Genomic DNA, 17,750 nt, shown 5'->3' with positions numbered 1-17,750 from the left:
TGTGTTTCTGTGAGAATTTTCGATTATTTTGTGATATACTAATAGAACTGGATATGTTAGGAGATTACACATGAACATTGTGGTTTATTATGAAAAAGACAAAGGCATGCCCGATTTCTACAAGGCTTCTGCCGCCGAGTATGAAAAGCGGTTGTCTCGTTACTGTAAGCTGAAAAAAGTCGCTGTATCCAAGGTGCAGCAAATTAAAAATGTGGGAAAAGACGGCGTCTACACGTTTTCTGTTACCCCCTCTGCCCCTTCGATAAGTTCTGAAGCGCTGTCCGAGCGCATGGAAACGCTTGCGGTATCCGGTTACTCCACTCTTCAATTGGTTTTGGGAACTTACGATGCGGTGGCTTTTGACGATGCGTTTTCGTTAAGCGGTGTCAGCAGTTCCTCGGGGCTCGATTTGACGGTGCTGCTCGAGCAGGTGTATCGGGGGTTTCGGATTATGCGGGGGGAACCGTATCATAAGTGAAGGGGGGGTAGCAAATAGCTAGTTAATAATTTAATAATTTACAATTAGCCTGAATTATTCATGAACCCATGATATCACCAAAAATCGAGCGGATTTAAGTTTTTGCGCTTCATAATGCTTATCATAGAAGACGTCTTCCTGTTTATCACCTAAAAATGGGCAGACTTATCCTGTGGACAATACTTTTCTCGATTTTCAGATTTCAAAGTTCATCAGTTACGTTTATTCCAACTGTGGAAGTCGACGGATGTTCTCAAGAATTTCATAGAACTCATTCTTGTATGGACAACTGCTACACAGTTTGAAATGAATATATCTTGCTGCTTTAACAACCTTTGATGCGATTTTGAGCAGCTTCAATCGAATGGTATCTATCAACATTTTCTTCATGCTTTTAGGTAATACCAATCGTTTAAAGTAATTAAATAGGTTGTATGCTAGGACATGGAGCAGTAGATGATTCGCATTAACGACTTTGTCCTTACTTGGCGTTGATGCAAAGTTGAAGCCACTTTTACCTTCTTTGATGAAGTTTTCCATGGTGCCTCGATGTCGATAGAACTTAATTAGTTCTTCAGGACTGAGATCCATGTTGGTCACAATAAAGGCATACTGATTGGTTAGCTGATTGTACGGTTTCTCGACCTTGACGATAACCCGTCTAGGATAGTCCCATTTACCGGCTTGGTACAAGAACTCATCATAACGGACCACATAATCAATCATGTTATCCTTTGTAGCTTCGGTTATTTCATCATCCAAATGTTTTGCGTGAGCATACAGTATTTTGTTTGCTTTCAAACGTATGGCATAGGATACACCATTGCTTTCACACTGTTTGTACAAGTCTGGTGTTGCAAAACCACTGTCTCCACGGAGGAACAGATGGACATCAGGGTACTTCGTAAAGTATTCATCTAATAAAGGTTGCATGAATTCGCAGACGCCTGTAGAACTATAGGCGGTACCATCTCGAAGCTCTGCTTTGAGAAGATCTCCAGTGAGTCCGTCATAGCAGAGTAAGGGGTGATATCCATGAGCTTGATAGTGGTAATTAAAGCCTTCGCCTTCCTGCTTGCCGTACGTGTTAAGTAGGGTTGAATCAAGATCAAGCAGAACTTGTTCTGGCATTTTAGTCCTGTAGGCCGATGATCTCATATGACGGATGATATCTTCAAACTGTTTGACTGTATCTCCATCCATACGGTTCCAGAACCTCGACAGTGTGGGTTGTGAGGCAAGAGCCTGTTTACCCAGAATACTTTTAAAGACAGGTTCATTGGTCAGTTCGTCTGCATCATTGTCATTAAAGTATCCAGCAAGGATTTGATAAATTAGCTGGGATAGATTTTGATGGTCTTTGTGTTTACGGAAGCTATCATTTTTGTCCGTTACAAACTGGCTGATGTGTTTATTGAAGCCAAACTTATGGGCGAATTCTTTTATGAGAAGCAGCCCCGAATCGGAGGATAAATCGCCTCCATTGAAATTTATTTTGATTTTACTATTGCTTTCGAGCTGAAGTGAACTTACACTAGACATGAAGAGTTTCTCCTTTGTTAGTTTGTGAGTGTGGTAACTTCATTTTAACAAAGTTGGAGCTCTTCTTCTATTTATTTAGGTTTCACTTGATAAGTGAAAAGCAAAAGTAGTCTAAAACACAGTAACTATGCGGTTTTGGGGAGTGTTTCGTGAACCGTCATGAATAATTCAGGATTAGACTATAAAAATGTTAATATGATAGATAGACAAAGTAAAATGAGGAAGATCTATGTTATATAATTTAGATAATGTTAAAATGTATACAGAAAGAATATTAGATAGTTTAAATTTAGAGGGAAATATTAGCGAAATTTTAAATAGCATAGAAAATTTGATTCAGAAAGAATTTTCCACAAGTAATTTAAGTGAACTAATCTTGAGCATCAATAATGAACTTAAAAAGATAGACAAGCCTCTGATTCTAAAAGCAGAGTCTGTTCTCGAATTTAAAATTGATTCTAAAGATGAGATTGATAAGAAAATAAGTATTATTGGCTATGAATTGTATAATAAAAAAAATGCGTTAAGTTTTTTGACAAATCAAAACGTTTGTGAAGATGATAATACAAAAAAAGATTTAAGCGAGTCTGCTAGACCGATAGAATTTGTTGGTGGAGAAGAAGTTAGTGTAGTAAATTTTTTAATGAATGAATATGGTATCGAAAATGATCAAATAACTGAAGTCACTAGTTTAAGTGAATACATGGATTATGTTAAAAATTTAAGTGGTAAAATTGTTTCACGCGGTTATAGCAACTTTAAATATCACTTTTTGCCTTCAGGCCATCGAAGTTTTAATAATGTATATTTTTCTAATTTAGACATTAGAAATTTACAAGCAGAATTTAAAAGAAAAGCAACTCATTATTATCCTGAATTTAAAAATAAAACAGCTTGGGAAATTACAGCATTTGCACAACATTATGGATTACCAACTTATATGCTTGATTTTACTGAGTCGCATTTAGTTTCATTATTATTTTCACTAGAGAATTTAGATAGTACATCCGCTGGAATTGTACTTTTTATAGATTATCAAGGTTATAATTCAAAGTACCATTCTCTTGATTATATTGTAGATTGTAGTGATGTTGACTTTGTGAATTCGAATGGGAATACTACAGATGTAGTTCTTAAAGAAATAAAAATGCCAATATTTGTAAAGTCAGATTCTTTAAATGATCGTATTCATTTTCAAAAGGGAGTATTTCTACTCTTTCCAAATGAAGTTGATCTTAATAAAAATGGTAACTATATGAGAATTAAAGAAGTATCAAAGCATTCGACATTTGTAATAATTCCTCAAAATATTAAAGAAAAACTTATTGAAGAATTATTTAAAATTGGCATGAATTTTGAGAGTATTTATCCGGATTTAGATAATGCTGTACGAAGTATAAAATTTAAAAGTTTCTTAGATGGGAGAGATGGTTAATGGATATTATGAAAATTAAGAAAATATCATTTAATAGACCTTTAATTTCTGTACAAGATATTGTTGCGTTTATTGACAAAGGTGAAAAGTATTTGATTAAAGATTTTGAAGATCCTCTAGAAGTACTTCAAGCAATAATTTTAAATCCTCCATATCAGAGAGAATACAGGTCAAGAGAAAAAGAAGAAAGTCAAATAATTGAATCCATATTATTGAATATTCCGATCCCTGAAGTATTCTTAGTGAAAGTAGATAATGAAACAAGTAATATTAGAAATGTAATGGATGGAAAGCATCGATTAAATGCTATTTATAGATATGTAAAAAATGAGTTTAAGCTTTCTGGTTTAGTTATATTGGATAAAGAAATTTATGAAGGAAAGTTTTTTAAAGATTTAACAATGCAAGATAGAGTAAAAATTTTAACATCACATATATCAGTGTTAGAATTTAGTAATTTGAATAATGATGATTTAGAGATAGAATTATTCAAACGTTATAATCAACAAACAAAGCCTCTTGAAGATCAGGAAATTAGGGCAGCTACTTATCATTCAAAGACTAGTGAGTTTGTTTCTGAATTCGTATTAAAAGAGTTTAAGTGCGAAACATCTCAGCTGTTTTCAATTTATAATATTACTAAAGATAGGAAGGAAAAACAAAAAGTACATCAGCATATTTTTACAATATTATCTGTACTTGAAAACGGTTTTGCAGTAGTAAGTGGAAGATCACCTGAACTAGCAGAAAAATATATGCATAAGAAAAGAGATGAATACTTAAATGGTAATGAAAATACAGATGCTACTAGAAAACTTTTTGATGACTTTAACAATATGATGATTTTCATCAATTCCAAAATTGCATTTCCGTTTTCTGCGGAGTTATTTTCAGATGTTAATTCTAGAAATTATAAATTTCAGATTGGAATTGCAATTTACTTAGCTGCACTATATCACTATTTTGAAATTAAAAAAGATTTAAAGTTTTTTGACGAGTTACAAGTTTTTTTTGAAAAAACTCTATTTTTTGATACAACTTACTCTGGATCGAGTACAAATATTAAAAGAATTATTGCAGATTTTACTAATTATGATTTTTCAAAGAATGAATCTATTATTCCTAAAAAAAGATTTCATTACTTTAAAAGAGGAGTTGACTGATAACACTTCATTATTTGAAAAATAATAGGACTTTAGGTATCTAACATGAATATTTGATGACAAGCCACCACACTCTAATAAGTATTTTATAAGTAAGCGTCAAACAGAAGGCACATATTCAAACAGAACAGTCTCTGCTAAAATCATCTTAGAAATGAGGTGAATCCCAATGAAACGCGAAGCAAATAAAGCAAAGTGGCATGGTCTAATCAATGAGCAAACAGCAAGTGGTCAAACTCAAGCTCAGTGGTGCGCGGAAAACGCTATTAACATTCATAATTTTAGGTACTGGAAAAGCCGCCTGACCTCTGAACGTGACAAAATACCTAAAAGTAATTTTGAATTTGTGTCCTTAAAGCCATCTGTAAAATCAAGTAAAGCACTAACAGTCCGTATAGGATCAGCCAGTATTGAAGTTCACGACGCCGCAAATCTATCCTTACTTGAGGCTATTGTAAAAGTGTTGATGCATTATGCTTAGCAAATATTCATCCTACAAAGTTTACTTAGCACTGGGACCAACCGATCTCAGAAAATCTATCGATGGCCTTTCGATAATCGTTCAAGAAAAATTCAGTCTTGATCTCTTCTCACGAAGTCTGTTTGTCTTCTGTAATAGAAGACGTGATAAAATCAAGATTCTTGAGTGGGATCATACGGGCTGGCTACACTACAAACGTCTTGAGAGAGACCGTTTTCAGTGGCCTGATCATGCGAAGATTCACATCTTGAAGTGGATGAGCGTGCATTCAGATGGTTGCTTGACGGATTAAACATTAGAGAACGTCATGCGCACAAACCGTTAAACGAACGACAAATTATATAGTCTCAGAAAACAGTCAAATATTTATGTTTTCTGAGATTTATCTCTTTTTTTGAGCCGTAAATTTTGATATAATAAACGTATGAAAACTATAAAAAACACGACATCACATACAACTTCATCAAGTGACAAAAATACTCAAACACTTGAGCAAACCATTGCCAAGCAAGCACTAGAAATAGAAGCTTTACAAGCAAAAGTGACTCACTATGAAGAGCTTTTTCGTCTAAATCAACACCAGAAATACGCAGCTTCAAGTGAACAGACAAATCCAGAACAGCTTAGTTTTTTCAATGAGGCAGAAAAGGCGTCTGCACAAAAAAGCGAAGAACCTCATACGGAAGTGATTCTTAAAAATCGTAAGAATGGACGTTCAAAATCACGTAAAACTTATGACGACCTGCCTGTTGAAGAAGTACATTACACACTGTCAGAAGATCAGATGGATTGTCCAAACTGTGAAGGCACTTTGCACGAAATGAAGACAGAGATTCGAAGAGAACTTAAAATCATTCCAGCGCAGGTTAAAGTCGTTCACCACATCCGTCAGGTTTATGCTTGTAGATGCTGTGATAAAGAGGGCACTGAAGGGACGATTGTAAGAGCACCTATGCCAAAGTCTCTTATGCTAGGCAGCATGGTTTCACCGTCTCTTCTGGCCTTTATTATGGAGCGCAAATACAATCAGCATTTGCCACTATACCGCCAAGAGAAGGCCTTTGAAAACTTTGGCATCGATATTTCAAGACAGAATATGGCCGCTTGGATAATGTATGGCGCAAATAATTGGCTGAGGCCACTTTATGAACGTATGCATGTTTTTCTTAAAAACGAGCTTGTCGTCCATGCCGATGAAAGTCCTCTGAAAGTCATTGATGAGAAGAAGAATTCAAAAGGCTACATGTGGCTCTATGCGTCAGCTAAAAGTGCCATGCACCCTATGTTTTTATACGATTATCAATCCTCTAGATCTCAGAAAAATCCACAGAAGTTTCTTGAAGGATTTTCAGGGTATCTTCAAACAGATGGCTATAGTGGCTATAATGCGGTCGAAAATGTCACGCAGGTGGGATGTCTGGCTCATGCACGCCGTAAATTTAATGATGCCCTAAAGGCGCTTCCAGAAGATGCTGAGCTTTCGAGGACCAAATCCAGTGAAGGCCTTAGGTTCTGTAATCAGATATACCATTATGAAAAGCAGTATATGAATTTAACGCCAGAGGAACGTTTTAAAAAACGGCAAGAGGCTGTTAAACCTGTTCTTGACGCTTGGAGGTCATGGCTTGAAGAGCAAAATCGCTGCACACTTCCGAAGAGCAAGCTTGGAGAGGCTGTTAAATACTGCCTTAATCAATGGGATAAGCTCATTAACTTCATGCTTGATGGACATATTGCAGTCGATAACAATCTTGCAGAGCGTGCCATTAAACCTTTTGTAATTGGGAGGAAAAATTACTTGTTCTCAAGATCGCCTAAAGGTGCTCAGGCAAGTGCGATGAGTTATTCCATTATTGAAACGGCTAAAGCCAATAAGCTCAATCCGTTTTTCTACTTAACCTATTTATTCAAGCAGCTTCCAAACATCGATATCGAGGATGATAAAGCTTTGGACGCTTTGTTGCCATGGGCAAAATCTATACCAGATGAGATCTGCAATACTGCGGACAAACAAGACTAGAACTCTTACGCCAGCCAATTCTCTTGGGTGGCTTTTTTAGTTTACTAGGCTCGCCATCAGATTTCAATGTGTGACCTGCTTTACGCTTACAATTAGAATAAACTAATAACCTTAAGGAGGCCACGAATGCCAAGTAAAAGACCAAGAAGAAAGTTCACAGATGAATTCAAAAATCAAATGGTACAGTTATACCTCAATGGCAAATGCAAATCTATGATTCTCAAAGAATATGAACTTACCCCCTCTTCACTAGATCGATGGATATCGCAGCATCAGCAGTCGGGTTCTTTCAAAGAAAAAGACAACAGGAGTGATGCTGAAAACGAATTAATCAAGCTTCGCAAAGAAAATGAACATCTGAAGATGGAAAATGACATTTTAAAGCAAGCAGCTCATAAGTTTACTTCGTAAACCGCTTTCAGCGCCGGTATCTTCCGGTATCTACTGATATTAGGACGAAAGTAGAAGTCATTAAAGCGAATACAGACAAATACTCGATATCAGCAATGTGTGCCGTCCTTAACCTATCTCGAAGTACTTACTATTATGAAATAAAAGTCAACGTAGAAGATGAAGCTTTAGCCCAAGATATCATAAAAATATTCAAAGAAAGCAGAAACAATTATGGCACTCGTAAAATCAAGAAAAAACTAAATGACGAAGGCAAAGTCGTTTCAAGGCGAAAAATCGGAAGAATTATGCGGGAAAATGGTCTAGTTTCAACCTATACAATTGCGCAATACAAGCCTTCTAAAAAGCCTTCAAATGAAGATTTAACTGCTAACGAAGTCAAACGAGAGTTCTCAAATAGAGAGCAATTAGAAGTCGTTGTAAGTGATCCGACTTACGTCAGGGTTGCAGGAAAATGGAATTATGTCTGTATATTAATTGATTTATTCAATCGAGAAATTATTGGCTATAGCGCTGGTCCAAAGAAGGACGCAATCCTTGTTTATCAAGCTTTCTCACGGATAAACGCAAATTTGAATGATATTTCGATATTCCACACGGACCGTGGCAGTGAGTTCAAAAACAATGTAATTGAAGGGCAGATCGAAACATTTGATATAAAAAGATCTCTGAGTTAAAAGGGTTGTCCATACGACAATGCGGTTGCTGAAGCCACTTTCAAAGTATTTAAAACAGAGTTTTCAAATCGGTATATATTCAAGTCGCTAGATGAACTTAGCATCGAATTAGCAGATTATGTGAATTGGTATAATAACATAAGAATCCACTCAACACTAGGCTACCTGACGCCTATAGAATTTAAAAGAACTACCCTTAAGAAAATTGTCTAATAAAGTGTTGACAATCCAGCCCCATTTCTTACTTGACATATACAATTGATAATACTTCAATAAATGCTTTATACGTAAGCATTTATAAATTAGATAATTCTTGTTTCACGCTGTGCGTTTTCCATGTCGTAATAGACACCTTTTTTATTCAAGAGTTCAATTAACTTCCCATGTTCTACAACCTCACCCGATTTTATTACTGCAATCTTATCAACCTTATGAGCTAGAGTTAATCTATGAGATACTATTATAGAAATCTTATCTAATTTAATTGCATCTAGAAGATCTACTAGTCTTGACTCTGCATGAGCATCTAAAGCAGAAGAAGGTTCATCCATTAAAACAATCTTTCCCTCAAAATGGATTGATCTTGCAATTGCTAGCAACTGCTTCTCACCACCTGATAACTCAATCGCATTATCATGTAAATCTTTACCTATATACATATTATTACAACAACATAAATCAACAAATTTTTCTGATAATCCAACTTTTTTTATTGCATTAGTCACATCACTTTCTTCCGTCAAATCAGCACCTTTAAATGCTATATTTCCAACAATGTTTGTTTTGTAAATATTAAAGGATTGCAACACCGGTTGAAAAGATCTTCTTAAACTCTTTAAATTATAATCTTTAATATTCGAGCCATTAATCAAAATTGCTCCTGAATCAACATCATAAAATCTCATTAAAAGTTTTAATATTGTAGTTTTGCCTTCACCATTTTCACCAACTAGAGCAAGAGATTCTCCTCTATTCACTTTAAATGAAATATTTTTTAAAACCGAATCCTCACTATATGAAAACGCAACATTTTTAAACTCTATTGATTCAACTTTATCTAATGTAACATCTCCATCTACCAGATTGGTTTTATACTCTATGAACTCCTTAAATTTATCTATATATCGACTATGTTTATCAAATACAACCAATCTTTTATTTATCTTACCAAGGTTTGAACTTAGAGCTAGTAATGAAGCCTGTACAGCTAAAAATTCTCCAGGACTTATACTCTTAGTCTCAATAACGTTATACGCTAAATAAAGTGTAACAATAATGTTTTTAGGTTCATACAGAAAGTCACTAAATAAATACATTCTCATTAGTTTCCCAAAATAAGAATTGTGAATATATAAAATATCGCTATTATTCTCATTAAACTTATTCATGTAAAATTCAGACATTTTTGTTAATCGCATTTCTTTTGCAAACTTAACGTCTTTACATATTTTTACAACGTAGTCTTGAAATCTTCTCTTCCTTTCTAGTTCAATATCCTTCTTTGCTTCTAGTTTACCTATAATTATACGTAATCTACTATCTAATAAAATAGGTATAATAATAAGTAATATCAACTTAAAATCTACAATCAATGCATAAGATGTTGTCAATATAATTGTTAATATTGTACTTACTAATATTGAAATGTCTTGAAGTAAAATCAAACTATTTTCATTTATGCGCTTAGATGTGATTACATAACTATCAAAGTATTCAACGTTATCATAACAACCTAAGTCAACAGTGGCTGCCTGTTTATTAATAATAGAGTTAAAGTATTTTTCTAACTTTAACTTTTCATTTTCTAACACATAATGTTTATAATAATTGCATACAACTATTTTAGCTGATTTTAAAATCATCCCGATTAATATAACTGCAATTATACTTCTAATAGAACTATTTGTCGTAAGACTATCAATAATATATTTCAATATTAGTACATTCACCAAAAAAAATTCAGTAACTGTTATTACCATACTTAATAATTCGAAAAAAACTATTTTTCTACTTGCTTTCATTAAATGATGTAAAATATATTTAAGATTCATGAAAATTATACTGTAATTCTTCATTTATAGTCTCCTCATATTTACTCATTTGTGCTTTGTACATTTTTGAGTAGTTGCCATCTAATTGCATCAACTCTTCGTGATTACCAAATTCCGTTATTTTTCCAGCCTTTAAAAAATATATTCTATCTGCATTTTTTATTGTAAATAATTTATGAGAAATGATTATAACGGTCTTATTAGTATTTTCTTTCATAAATCTATCATATAACTCATATTCTGAATGCGGATCTAAAGCACTTGTCGGCTCATCCATAATAATTATATCTCTATTTTTATAGAAAGCTCTAGCTATTGCCATTCTCTGATACTGTCCCTTTGACAGTTCAATACCTTGATCGCTGAATTCTTTAGTTACTATAGTATCTAATCCAGCATCCATTTTTTCAACTTTCGATCTTAGTCCTGCCACTTCTAATGATTTTGAAATTTGGAAATCTGAATTTTCTTCCTCAAATCCCATTTTAATATTTTCAGAAATAGAACATGCAAAATGATTAAAATCCTGCAAAACAACAGAATACATGTCTCTATATGAACTGATTTCTAACCTATCTACATCAATATCATTTAAAAAAACACTGCCAGAATAATTATTATATAAGCCCAATATTATCTTTGTTAAAGTAGTCTTTCCCGCCCCATTTTCACCAACTATTGCAATTTTATCACCACACTTTATATCCATATCAATTTTGTTTAAAACAAATTTCTCTTCTCCTGGGTATTTGAAGGATAAATTATTTAGAACTAATTTTTCAAATGGTTTATCTATTTTAATGCCCTCACGGTTCTCAACAACACTCTCAAAATTCATATAATCATAAAAGTAATCTGAGTAAAAAGAAAATTCCTTCATAGTGGGTAAAACATTAACCAAAGAACTCATTCTAGTAACTAATTGGTAAACAATTGCAGTAGATGGAATAAGGGTGCTTACATCTGCTAGACCATTAGAAATGTTCAATATCACATAGAATAAAACTCCGAAATAGATAATAACTTCTAGTGCTCCTTCACTTATTGCTGTCAATACGTAAATACGTTTCTGCGCCTTTGTTATAATTTTTGTAAGTAAACTATAATTTTCATCTAACTCACCATCAAAGTAATTTTTAATATCAAAAATCCGTATTTCCTCTGCATGAGATTTTGATAAAAAGAGACTGTTAATATAATCTATTTTTCTTTTATATGAGATAACTTTTTTTTCTTTTTGCAATAAGATATCTTTTTTATAAAGATTTAGTTTTAACAATAATGGTACAACCAACATAGAAAATGCAATTATTTTTAAGTCTATTGTAACCGCAAAGATTACACATAAAGCAATCGCAACTATGTTGGACACATAAAATGCAAAATATACAGTAGAACTAATTAGTGTGTTATAGAACTTGTCTTGTACTAAAAAATGAAGATGCATAAAGTCAGAAGATGCATATTCTTTTAAATCGACCTTTGTTGACTTTTCACTTATCAAGCATATCAGTCCAGATTTTATCTTTTGCTTTGCTATAGGATCAACCCTTGCATAGTATAAAGAGTTAACAAAACCTAAACAAAGAGCAAGGAGACCTACTATTGCTACTCCAAGATAAACCTCTTCTATGACAATTTCTCCAATAATACCTTGGTATACTAACTGAACTACGTATACTGATGATAAAACTATGTTTACCGCACCTAAAACATATTGTAGAAGTGTAAAAACTACCCAAGTAGGTGCCCATTTAAATGATAACTTTAATAGTCTAAAATAATTAATTACTGTGCTATACATTTTTACCCGCTTCCAATATTGGCTTTAAATCTTCGAATCCATATCTTTCAACATAGCGTCCTTGCAATCCATCGCATACCTTGAAATATTTACATAAGTTACACAATGGGCTCTTTTGCTTTGAACTTTCCTTCCTAAACCTAGTTTCTTTAAAATCTCTCATATATGGACCGACGCTTAAATGAGGAAACATTGACATTTTCTCTTTAGTGTCATTTAATTTATCGTATCCATACAATTTTTCATATTTCTCTCCCATTATACAAATAGGAATCCCCGTTACCATACTCTTGATATTACTATTCCAAATAGCATCAATTGTTTTTCGTAAGTATGATTCAGCCTCAGTTAAGCTAAGTTCAATCATGCTTTCATAATTAGTTGTTTGACTAGATAACTGTAAACCCGATAGAGCAAGATAATCAACATCAGGATATTTTTTTGAAACTAAATTCACAATACTTACGTTATCTTGACATGTAAATCTTGACATTAATAAACGTAATTCAATTAAAGTATTCAACTTATATTTGCGTTTAATATAAAAAAGATTATCTAATGCCGTCATTAACTGGTCAAAACTACCTTTTACTCCTGTCATTTCGTCATGAAATCTTGCTTCGCTACCATATATAGGTATAGCAATTCTATCAACTCCGCGCATTAGAATGTCTACAAGAAAATCTGGATTGGCGAAATGCAAACCATTCGTTGTAATATAAATATAATAACCGCCACTTTTCAAAAGACTAATAATTTCATTAATTCTAGGATGGAGTAATGGTTCTCCACCAGTAATAAATGCGGCTTTGTGTTTTTCATCTTTATACTTTTCCATTAGTTCTTTTACAAAGTCATACTCAAGATTGGTAGCGTTATAAAGATGATTATTATCCGCTATACAAAATCTACATTTCAACTCACAGTAATTATTCACTTCCAAAAATAGTTTCATATTAAACTCCTTAAAAATTCTTCAAAACTAGTGTATTTAAACTCTCCATAGATTTAACAATCATATATGGAATTATTTCCTTATAATACTCACAATATGGACTCTCGGCTAATACTTCTGAACTGTTGTTAATTGCCCCTGTACATCCTCCGCCACCACAGAAAACAGCGAATGCACAATCAGAACATATACTTATATTCTCACATCTTCTCTCTTTTGCTTTGCAATTTTGCCCATTAATAAAAGCTGTTTTCAGATTGTCTATTGTGCCTATCTTATTACTGTTATCAAATAAACTATAATAGTATGTGCAAGGATATATATATCCATTAAAATCCACTGTTATAGTTTCTGTTCCAGCACCACATGGTGATTTTGTACAAACTGAAGAGTGAAAATTTCTATAGAATACTCTATCACGAAGAACCCTTAGATTACCTTCATAGCAAATTTCAAATGGCTTCTTATTCATTTGAAAATTCTTGTTTATTGTATTGTTGACAATTGATTTATTCAGTTCAGTATATTTATTTAGATTCACTACCAAATCTGACAACACGCTACCTTTGCCAATTGGATATAATGGATTAAATGAGACTCCTCTATTATTAGAAGATTCTTCAAGGTAAAAGCTATAAAGATTATCAACATTATTATTGGATACTACTGAGAGTATCCCAAAAGGAATATTTGATTTTTCAAGATTTTCTTTTGTTCCTTCAATCTTTTTATTTACACAATTATCGTTAAACCTTCCGATATTTTCTTTATTGCTAGAACCATCATGACTTATTCCAAGACTTATATTATTATCTTTAAAAAATTTAATCATTGATTTAGTCATTATTGTACCATTAGATTGAATCGAGAAGTTCAAATTTGATCCAAGCTTCTTATAGTACTCAACAGCTTCTCTTATTTCACTAAAAGAAAGCATTGGTTCACCACCTTGAAAAAGTACTTTGAATTGATCATTACCTCTATATTCTATTAAAGAATCGATAATTCTAATGATCATCTGAGTTGAAATGAGCTCTCCTTTATTTCCAGAAGACATATAACAGTATTCACAACTTAAATTACAAACATTTGATGTAAGTATAATTAACACCTTACCATTTTCAACTTCATTTTGAATGTGTTCTTGGTTCAACATATCATAATTCAATCTAATATACCGCACTATTTTCTCAGGAAAATATTTATCTAATTCATCAACTGAGTTAATTCTTATTGTTTTCTTATGATCCAAATCATTTGGATACTTCATGCTTATCCATCGACCTGTTTTCTCATTAATAATTATTGAACATTCTTTATATGAACACAACTTCATTGTGCCTCCTAACAAAAATCTATCACAGATGTATCTGTATAATTGCTTGTTTCTATCACAGTAATACTATGCGTTACACTCTGTTTATCAGAAGTTAACTCTTCTTTACTTTTCAAGTTTGTGTTTCCACAATTACTCCTCAATATCTCACCAGGACTTCTATCGCCACAAACAAAGTCATGTGATCTTTGAAACTCATTATCCAAATTAATTTCGTAAAATTTTTCACTATATTTTAATGGTATTTGACTATTAGTACAGAGAATCATTTTATTAAATAAACTTTGATTTTCAAATAATATACCTAATGAATCAGAGTCATCAATTTCATCTATAATTAGTGTTATTGGTATTATATTATTTTCATTTATGTGCTTAGAAATAGCTATTAATCTTTTCGCAACAACGACCCTATTCTTTGGATTTACACCTGCTTGAAATATTTTGGGTTTATATTTTATGCTACTATATATTTGCTTTAGCAAAGTAGATTTACCATAGTCGTATGATCCCTTAATAAGTATAAATTTACTACTATTCGAAAGTACTCTATACTTTAAATCATCTAGAATATCTGTCAATTCCAACAATATCACTCTCCTTAATCACTTTTGATAACTTAACCAAAACCTCCTTATTAGTTTTTAGGAGTTCAATAATTGTATTTCGTACATCATAACCCGACTGCTTTGATAAGATTGCTGATGATTTCATTAAGTTGTATGTGTAGCAGTTTAATTCTTTTGAGATGTATTTAATGTTATTATCAATTTTTGGTAGTAAATCATATCTCCTGTCAATTCCTTCACGAAAAGGTAGTTTCATTTGATTCTCCAAATCAATAAGTTTTACCACTTCCGGAATAATGAATTCTGTGTACAAAAACCTCCACACCTCTAAAATACAATGAACTTTTTCATCAATTATTCCTTCACTCTTAAATAATAAATCTTGATTAAAAACAAAATTTGATGCTATTAAGTAATCTAATTGTTTATACAACCTAATTTGATTTGTACTTTCATTAGCCATGATAAAATGAAGTTTTATCCTCACATCTAAATCCTTCACTTTATTTAGTACTTCATATGATTTTGGATCGTTAAAATCAATATATAACTCAATATTGTGTAGCGACGTTAACATATTTTTTAAAACGCAATAATTATCTAGCAAGTTTCTATAACAACAATTTATACTAAATGTAACATTGTATTTCTCACTTGACATGTTTAGCATGTCGACTATACTAGAAAATCTATTGCCATTTGATAAAATATTAAGGTCAACTATACTAATTTTCCTCGTTTTCGCATATTTGGAAACAATCTCTATTTCATTGTATAGCTCTGGGTTACTATTACTATCAATTGAGTTGAGAAGTCTCTCACAATCAGGGCATTTTTCTGTGCATATTCGTGAATTAACTATTTCACATAGCCCACCATTCAAAACTATTGAATTTAAATATGTAGAACTCAATGTTTCTTTTTTTCTAGCTACAATAACACTACTTTCACCAATAACAAGCTTCTCGTCAAATCTAGCATTTTTAAGGCGTTCAGTTATTAAATTAAAATCTGAACCGACAATAATCGGATAATCAAGCATTTTAATCTGGCTCTTAGTCCTTTCATAACTTTTTTTTCTTATAAACCACAGTAATTGTGGACATAAACCCTTAATTATTTTAATGAATCTTTGAGTTGAGTGGATGTTCGACTCATTTACAGAATAAATGATATTATCAATATCAGCTAATTGCATTGACAAATCATCTTCACTATAACTCTCTAATCCCATCACTATTTGCTTAGTAGAATATCCTTTCAAAATAAGATAGTCCATTAACATTCGCATCTCATGGTTTTCTTTAACATAATAATTAAAATTCTTGTCATTTTTACATTCAACAATCAATATTTTCTTCATTATAACTCCAACTCCTAAAGCTAAACTTAGTCCATGTGTTAAACTCATCTACAATTGTGGCAAAATCACATTTGTATACTTTGCTAAAAATATACTCTAAGTTATTACTATTCATTGAATAGGCTTCGTCAAATTTGCCAACATTATACTTTTCAATAATATATCTACAAAATAATCCATAAATAATAGCGGTTTCTTCATCAAAGCTTTGATCAAATTGTATAGACTCAATTATATCGAACTTTAAATTATTAATATCTTTTATTCTTTCTATGTAGTATTTTCTTTCAAAAAATGCTTCTGCAATGCCCTCTCTAAAAAGAACATGAACAAGATGATTCGCTTTGGTTGCATAAATAGAATGAATGATTTCATGTGCTAATTGCTGACTGTCAATATTATCATTAAAGCAAAAGATACATTTCGTTTTTGCATCCACAAAAAAACTTCTTTTAAGTAACTTGTATATTACATGAGTTTTATTCAACCAGTATAGTCTTAAATTTGTAAAACCGTTATTTGAGAGTATAAAATATGTACTTATTGAATCTAAAGCTGTATGAACATGTTCTTGAATCTCCAATTCATTTCGACTTACATTTTCTGAAAACACTTTCACTTTATTTATTTCATACTCATTTAGATTATCAAAACTTATGAGATTTTCAAGATAATTCGATAAGTAACAGAAATAAAATTTATTATTTTTACTTACTATTGTGTAAGTTTTCTTTTCTTTTGGTTTATGTGAGTCAGAATACATCTGTTCAACAATCAAGAAAGTTAAACTACTCAAAGTAATCTTTTTTAATATGTTTACTTTTCTACAATTGCTATTTTTTTCTTTGAATATTTCAAAACTTGTTCTAAACATCTCTCTTGACAACGGATCCCAATACTCAATACATTTCTTATCATATTGAATCAGTCCAGAAAAAAAACTCGTTATTATTTTTTCCACTTACAAGCTCCTAAACTAAAATCGATAAAAAAAGTGAGAGTAACCTCTCACTTTTGATAGTCCCTAGAGTACTCACTATCGAAATAACAAAGATTAAACTCTAAGAACAATTACATTTCTTTTGTTAATGATTCCTCAGCTTCACCTTATTTTGTTCACAACTTGTTGCAATAATTAATTATTTATATTGCTATACATCTATGATCAGAAACCATAGCTCACTATTAGCTTATATTATTTTAGCCACATACATATAATTTATGTAAGTATAATTGAACAGACTGTTTCAAATCAAGAGTGCAAATACACCTAATTCTCAACAACAAGTAAAAGCTAGATAATGATAACTCTAAGTAGGTGAAACAGTATTATTTGTCCAGTGTACCATTAATGCATCTTGGTCGAACTCAGGCATCAAATCTGTAATATCTTTAACATTTTTGAACTGATTGACTAACTCATCAATTTTAGACTCTAAATTTTTGTTTCCCATATACTCGCCTC

At 32.1% G+C, this 17,750-nt stretch carries 15 protein-coding genes and 1 pseudogene; 7 read left to right on the top strand and 9 right to left on the bottom strand.

Translation table 11 applies throughout. The features are described from left to right. Positions 1-70 precede the first annotated feature (70 nt). Complete coding sequence (locus ACR6HW_RS11915) at positions 71-478, top strand: 23S rRNA (pseudouridine(1915)-N(3))-methyltransferase RlmH (protein ID WP_455727948.1); 408 nt, start codon at positions 71-73, stop codon at positions 476-478. A 222-nt stretch (positions 479-700) separates the two neighbouring features. Here the strand turns inward: ACR6HW_RS11915 and ACR6HW_RS11910 are convergent, their stop codons facing one another. Continuing rightward, a complete protein-coding gene (locus tag ACR6HW_RS11910; protein ID WP_455727928.1) occupies positions 701-2,020 on the bottom strand; it encodes an IS1380 family transposase in 1,320 nt (439 codons plus the stop codon). Between the two features lie 229 nt (positions 2,021-2,249). Here ACR6HW_RS11910 and ACR6HW_RS11905 point away from each other — a divergent pair, with 229 nt between their 5' ends. The 6 genes and pseudogenes from ACR6HW_RS11905 to ACR6HW_RS11880 all read left to right on the top strand — a co-directional run bounded on the left by ACR6HW_RS11905 (position 2,250) and on the right by ACR6HW_RS11880 (position 8,420). Beyond that, the gene (locus ACR6HW_RS11905) at positions 2,250-3,455 is read left to right on the top strand and encodes an FRG domain-containing protein (protein ID WP_455727947.1); all 1,206 of its coding nucleotides are present in this window, start codon (positions 2,250-2,252) and stop codon (positions 3,453-3,455) included. A gap of 8 nt (positions 3,456-3,463) precedes the next feature. Then, positions 3,464-4,618: a DUF262 domain-containing protein gene (locus ACR6HW_RS11900; protein ID WP_455727946.1), complete on the top strand. Its 1,155-nt coding sequence runs from the start codon at positions 3,464-3,466 to the stop codon at positions 4,616-4,618. A 169-nt stretch (positions 4,619-4,787) separates the two neighbouring features. After that, complete coding sequence (gene tnpA, locus ACR6HW_RS11895; RefSeq protein WP_455727945.1) at positions 4,788-5,099, top strand: IS66 family insertion sequence element accessory protein TnpA; 312 nt, start codon at positions 4,788-4,790, stop codon at positions 5,097-5,099. Then, positions 5,092-5,391 (top strand): IS66 family insertion sequence element accessory protein TnpB, encoded by a 300-nt coding sequence (tnpB, locus tag ACR6HW_RS11890; protein WP_455727944.1) that lies wholly within the window; start codon positions 5,092-5,094, stop codon positions 5,389-5,391. Before tnpA ends, tnpB begins: the two co-directional genes overlap by 8 nt. A gap of 132 nt (positions 5,392-5,523) precedes the next feature. Next, positions 5,524-7,119 carry an IS66 family transposase gene (gene tnpC, locus ACR6HW_RS11885; RefSeq protein WP_455727943.1) on the top strand — a complete coding sequence of 532 codons (1,596 nt, stop codon included), beginning with the start codon at positions 5,524-5,526 and terminating at the stop codon, positions 7,117-7,119. Between the two features lie 126 nt (positions 7,120-7,245). Further along, a pseudogene (locus ACR6HW_RS11880) lies at positions 7,246-8,420 on the top strand (IS3 family transposase). A gap of 89 nt (positions 8,421-8,509) precedes the next feature. Here ACR6HW_RS11880 and ACR6HW_RS11875 read toward each other — a convergent pair. The 8 genes from ACR6HW_RS11875 to ACR6HW_RS11840 all read right to left on the bottom strand — a co-directional run bounded on the left by ACR6HW_RS11875 (position 8,510) and on the right by ACR6HW_RS11840 (position 17,739). Then, positions 8,510-10,282: an ATP-binding cassette domain-containing protein gene (locus tag ACR6HW_RS11875; protein ID WP_455727942.1), complete on the bottom strand. Its 1,773-nt coding sequence runs from the start codon at positions 10,280-10,282 to the stop codon at positions 8,510-8,512. After that, a complete protein-coding gene (locus tag ACR6HW_RS11870) occupies positions 10,248-12,062 on the bottom strand; it encodes an ABC transporter ATP-binding protein (RefSeq protein ID WP_455727941.1) in 1,815 nt (604 codons plus the stop codon). Before ACR6HW_RS11870 ends, ACR6HW_RS11875 begins: the two co-directional genes overlap by 35 nt. Continuing rightward, positions 12,055-13,017: a radical SAM protein gene (locus ACR6HW_RS11865; RefSeq protein WP_455727940.1), complete on the bottom strand. Its 963-nt coding sequence runs from the start codon at positions 13,015-13,017 to the stop codon at positions 12,055-12,057. Before ACR6HW_RS11865 ends, ACR6HW_RS11870 begins: the two co-directional genes overlap by 8 nt. 10 nt (positions 13,018-13,027) lie before the next feature. Further along, a complete protein-coding gene (locus ACR6HW_RS11860) occupies positions 13,028-14,353 on the bottom strand; it encodes a radical SAM protein (RefSeq protein ID WP_455727939.1) in 1,326 nt (441 codons plus the stop codon). Positions 14,354-14,361: 8 nt separating this feature from the next. Next, complete coding sequence (locus ACR6HW_RS11855) at positions 14,362-14,940, bottom strand: hypothetical protein (protein ID WP_455727938.1); 579 nt, start codon at positions 14,938-14,940, stop codon at positions 14,362-14,364. Continuing rightward, entirely contained in the window at positions 14,915-16,285 is a 1,371-nt protein-coding gene (locus ACR6HW_RS11850) for a hypothetical protein (RefSeq protein WP_455727937.1), read from the bottom strand. Before ACR6HW_RS11850 ends, ACR6HW_RS11855 begins: the two co-directional genes overlap by 26 nt. Beyond that, positions 16,263-17,246 carry a hypothetical protein gene (locus tag ACR6HW_RS11845; RefSeq protein ID WP_455727936.1) on the bottom strand — a complete coding sequence of 328 codons (984 nt, stop codon included), beginning with the start codon at positions 17,244-17,246 and terminating at the stop codon, positions 16,263-16,265. The genes ACR6HW_RS11850 and ACR6HW_RS11845 overlap by 23 nt, the downstream gene beginning before the upstream one ends. A 349-nt stretch (positions 17,247-17,595) precedes the next feature. Further along, positions 17,596-17,739, bottom strand: a complete 144-nt coding sequence (locus ACR6HW_RS11840; protein ID WP_455727935.1) for a hypothetical protein — start codon at positions 17,737-17,739, stop codon at positions 17,596-17,598. Between the last annotated feature and the right edge of the window lie 11 nt (positions 17,740-17,750).

Source organism: Fusibacter sp. JL298sf-3, assembly GCF_053842995.1.
Note: the sequence above shows the minus strand (reverse complement) of the source record. Positions and strands in the feature narration are given on the sequence as shown.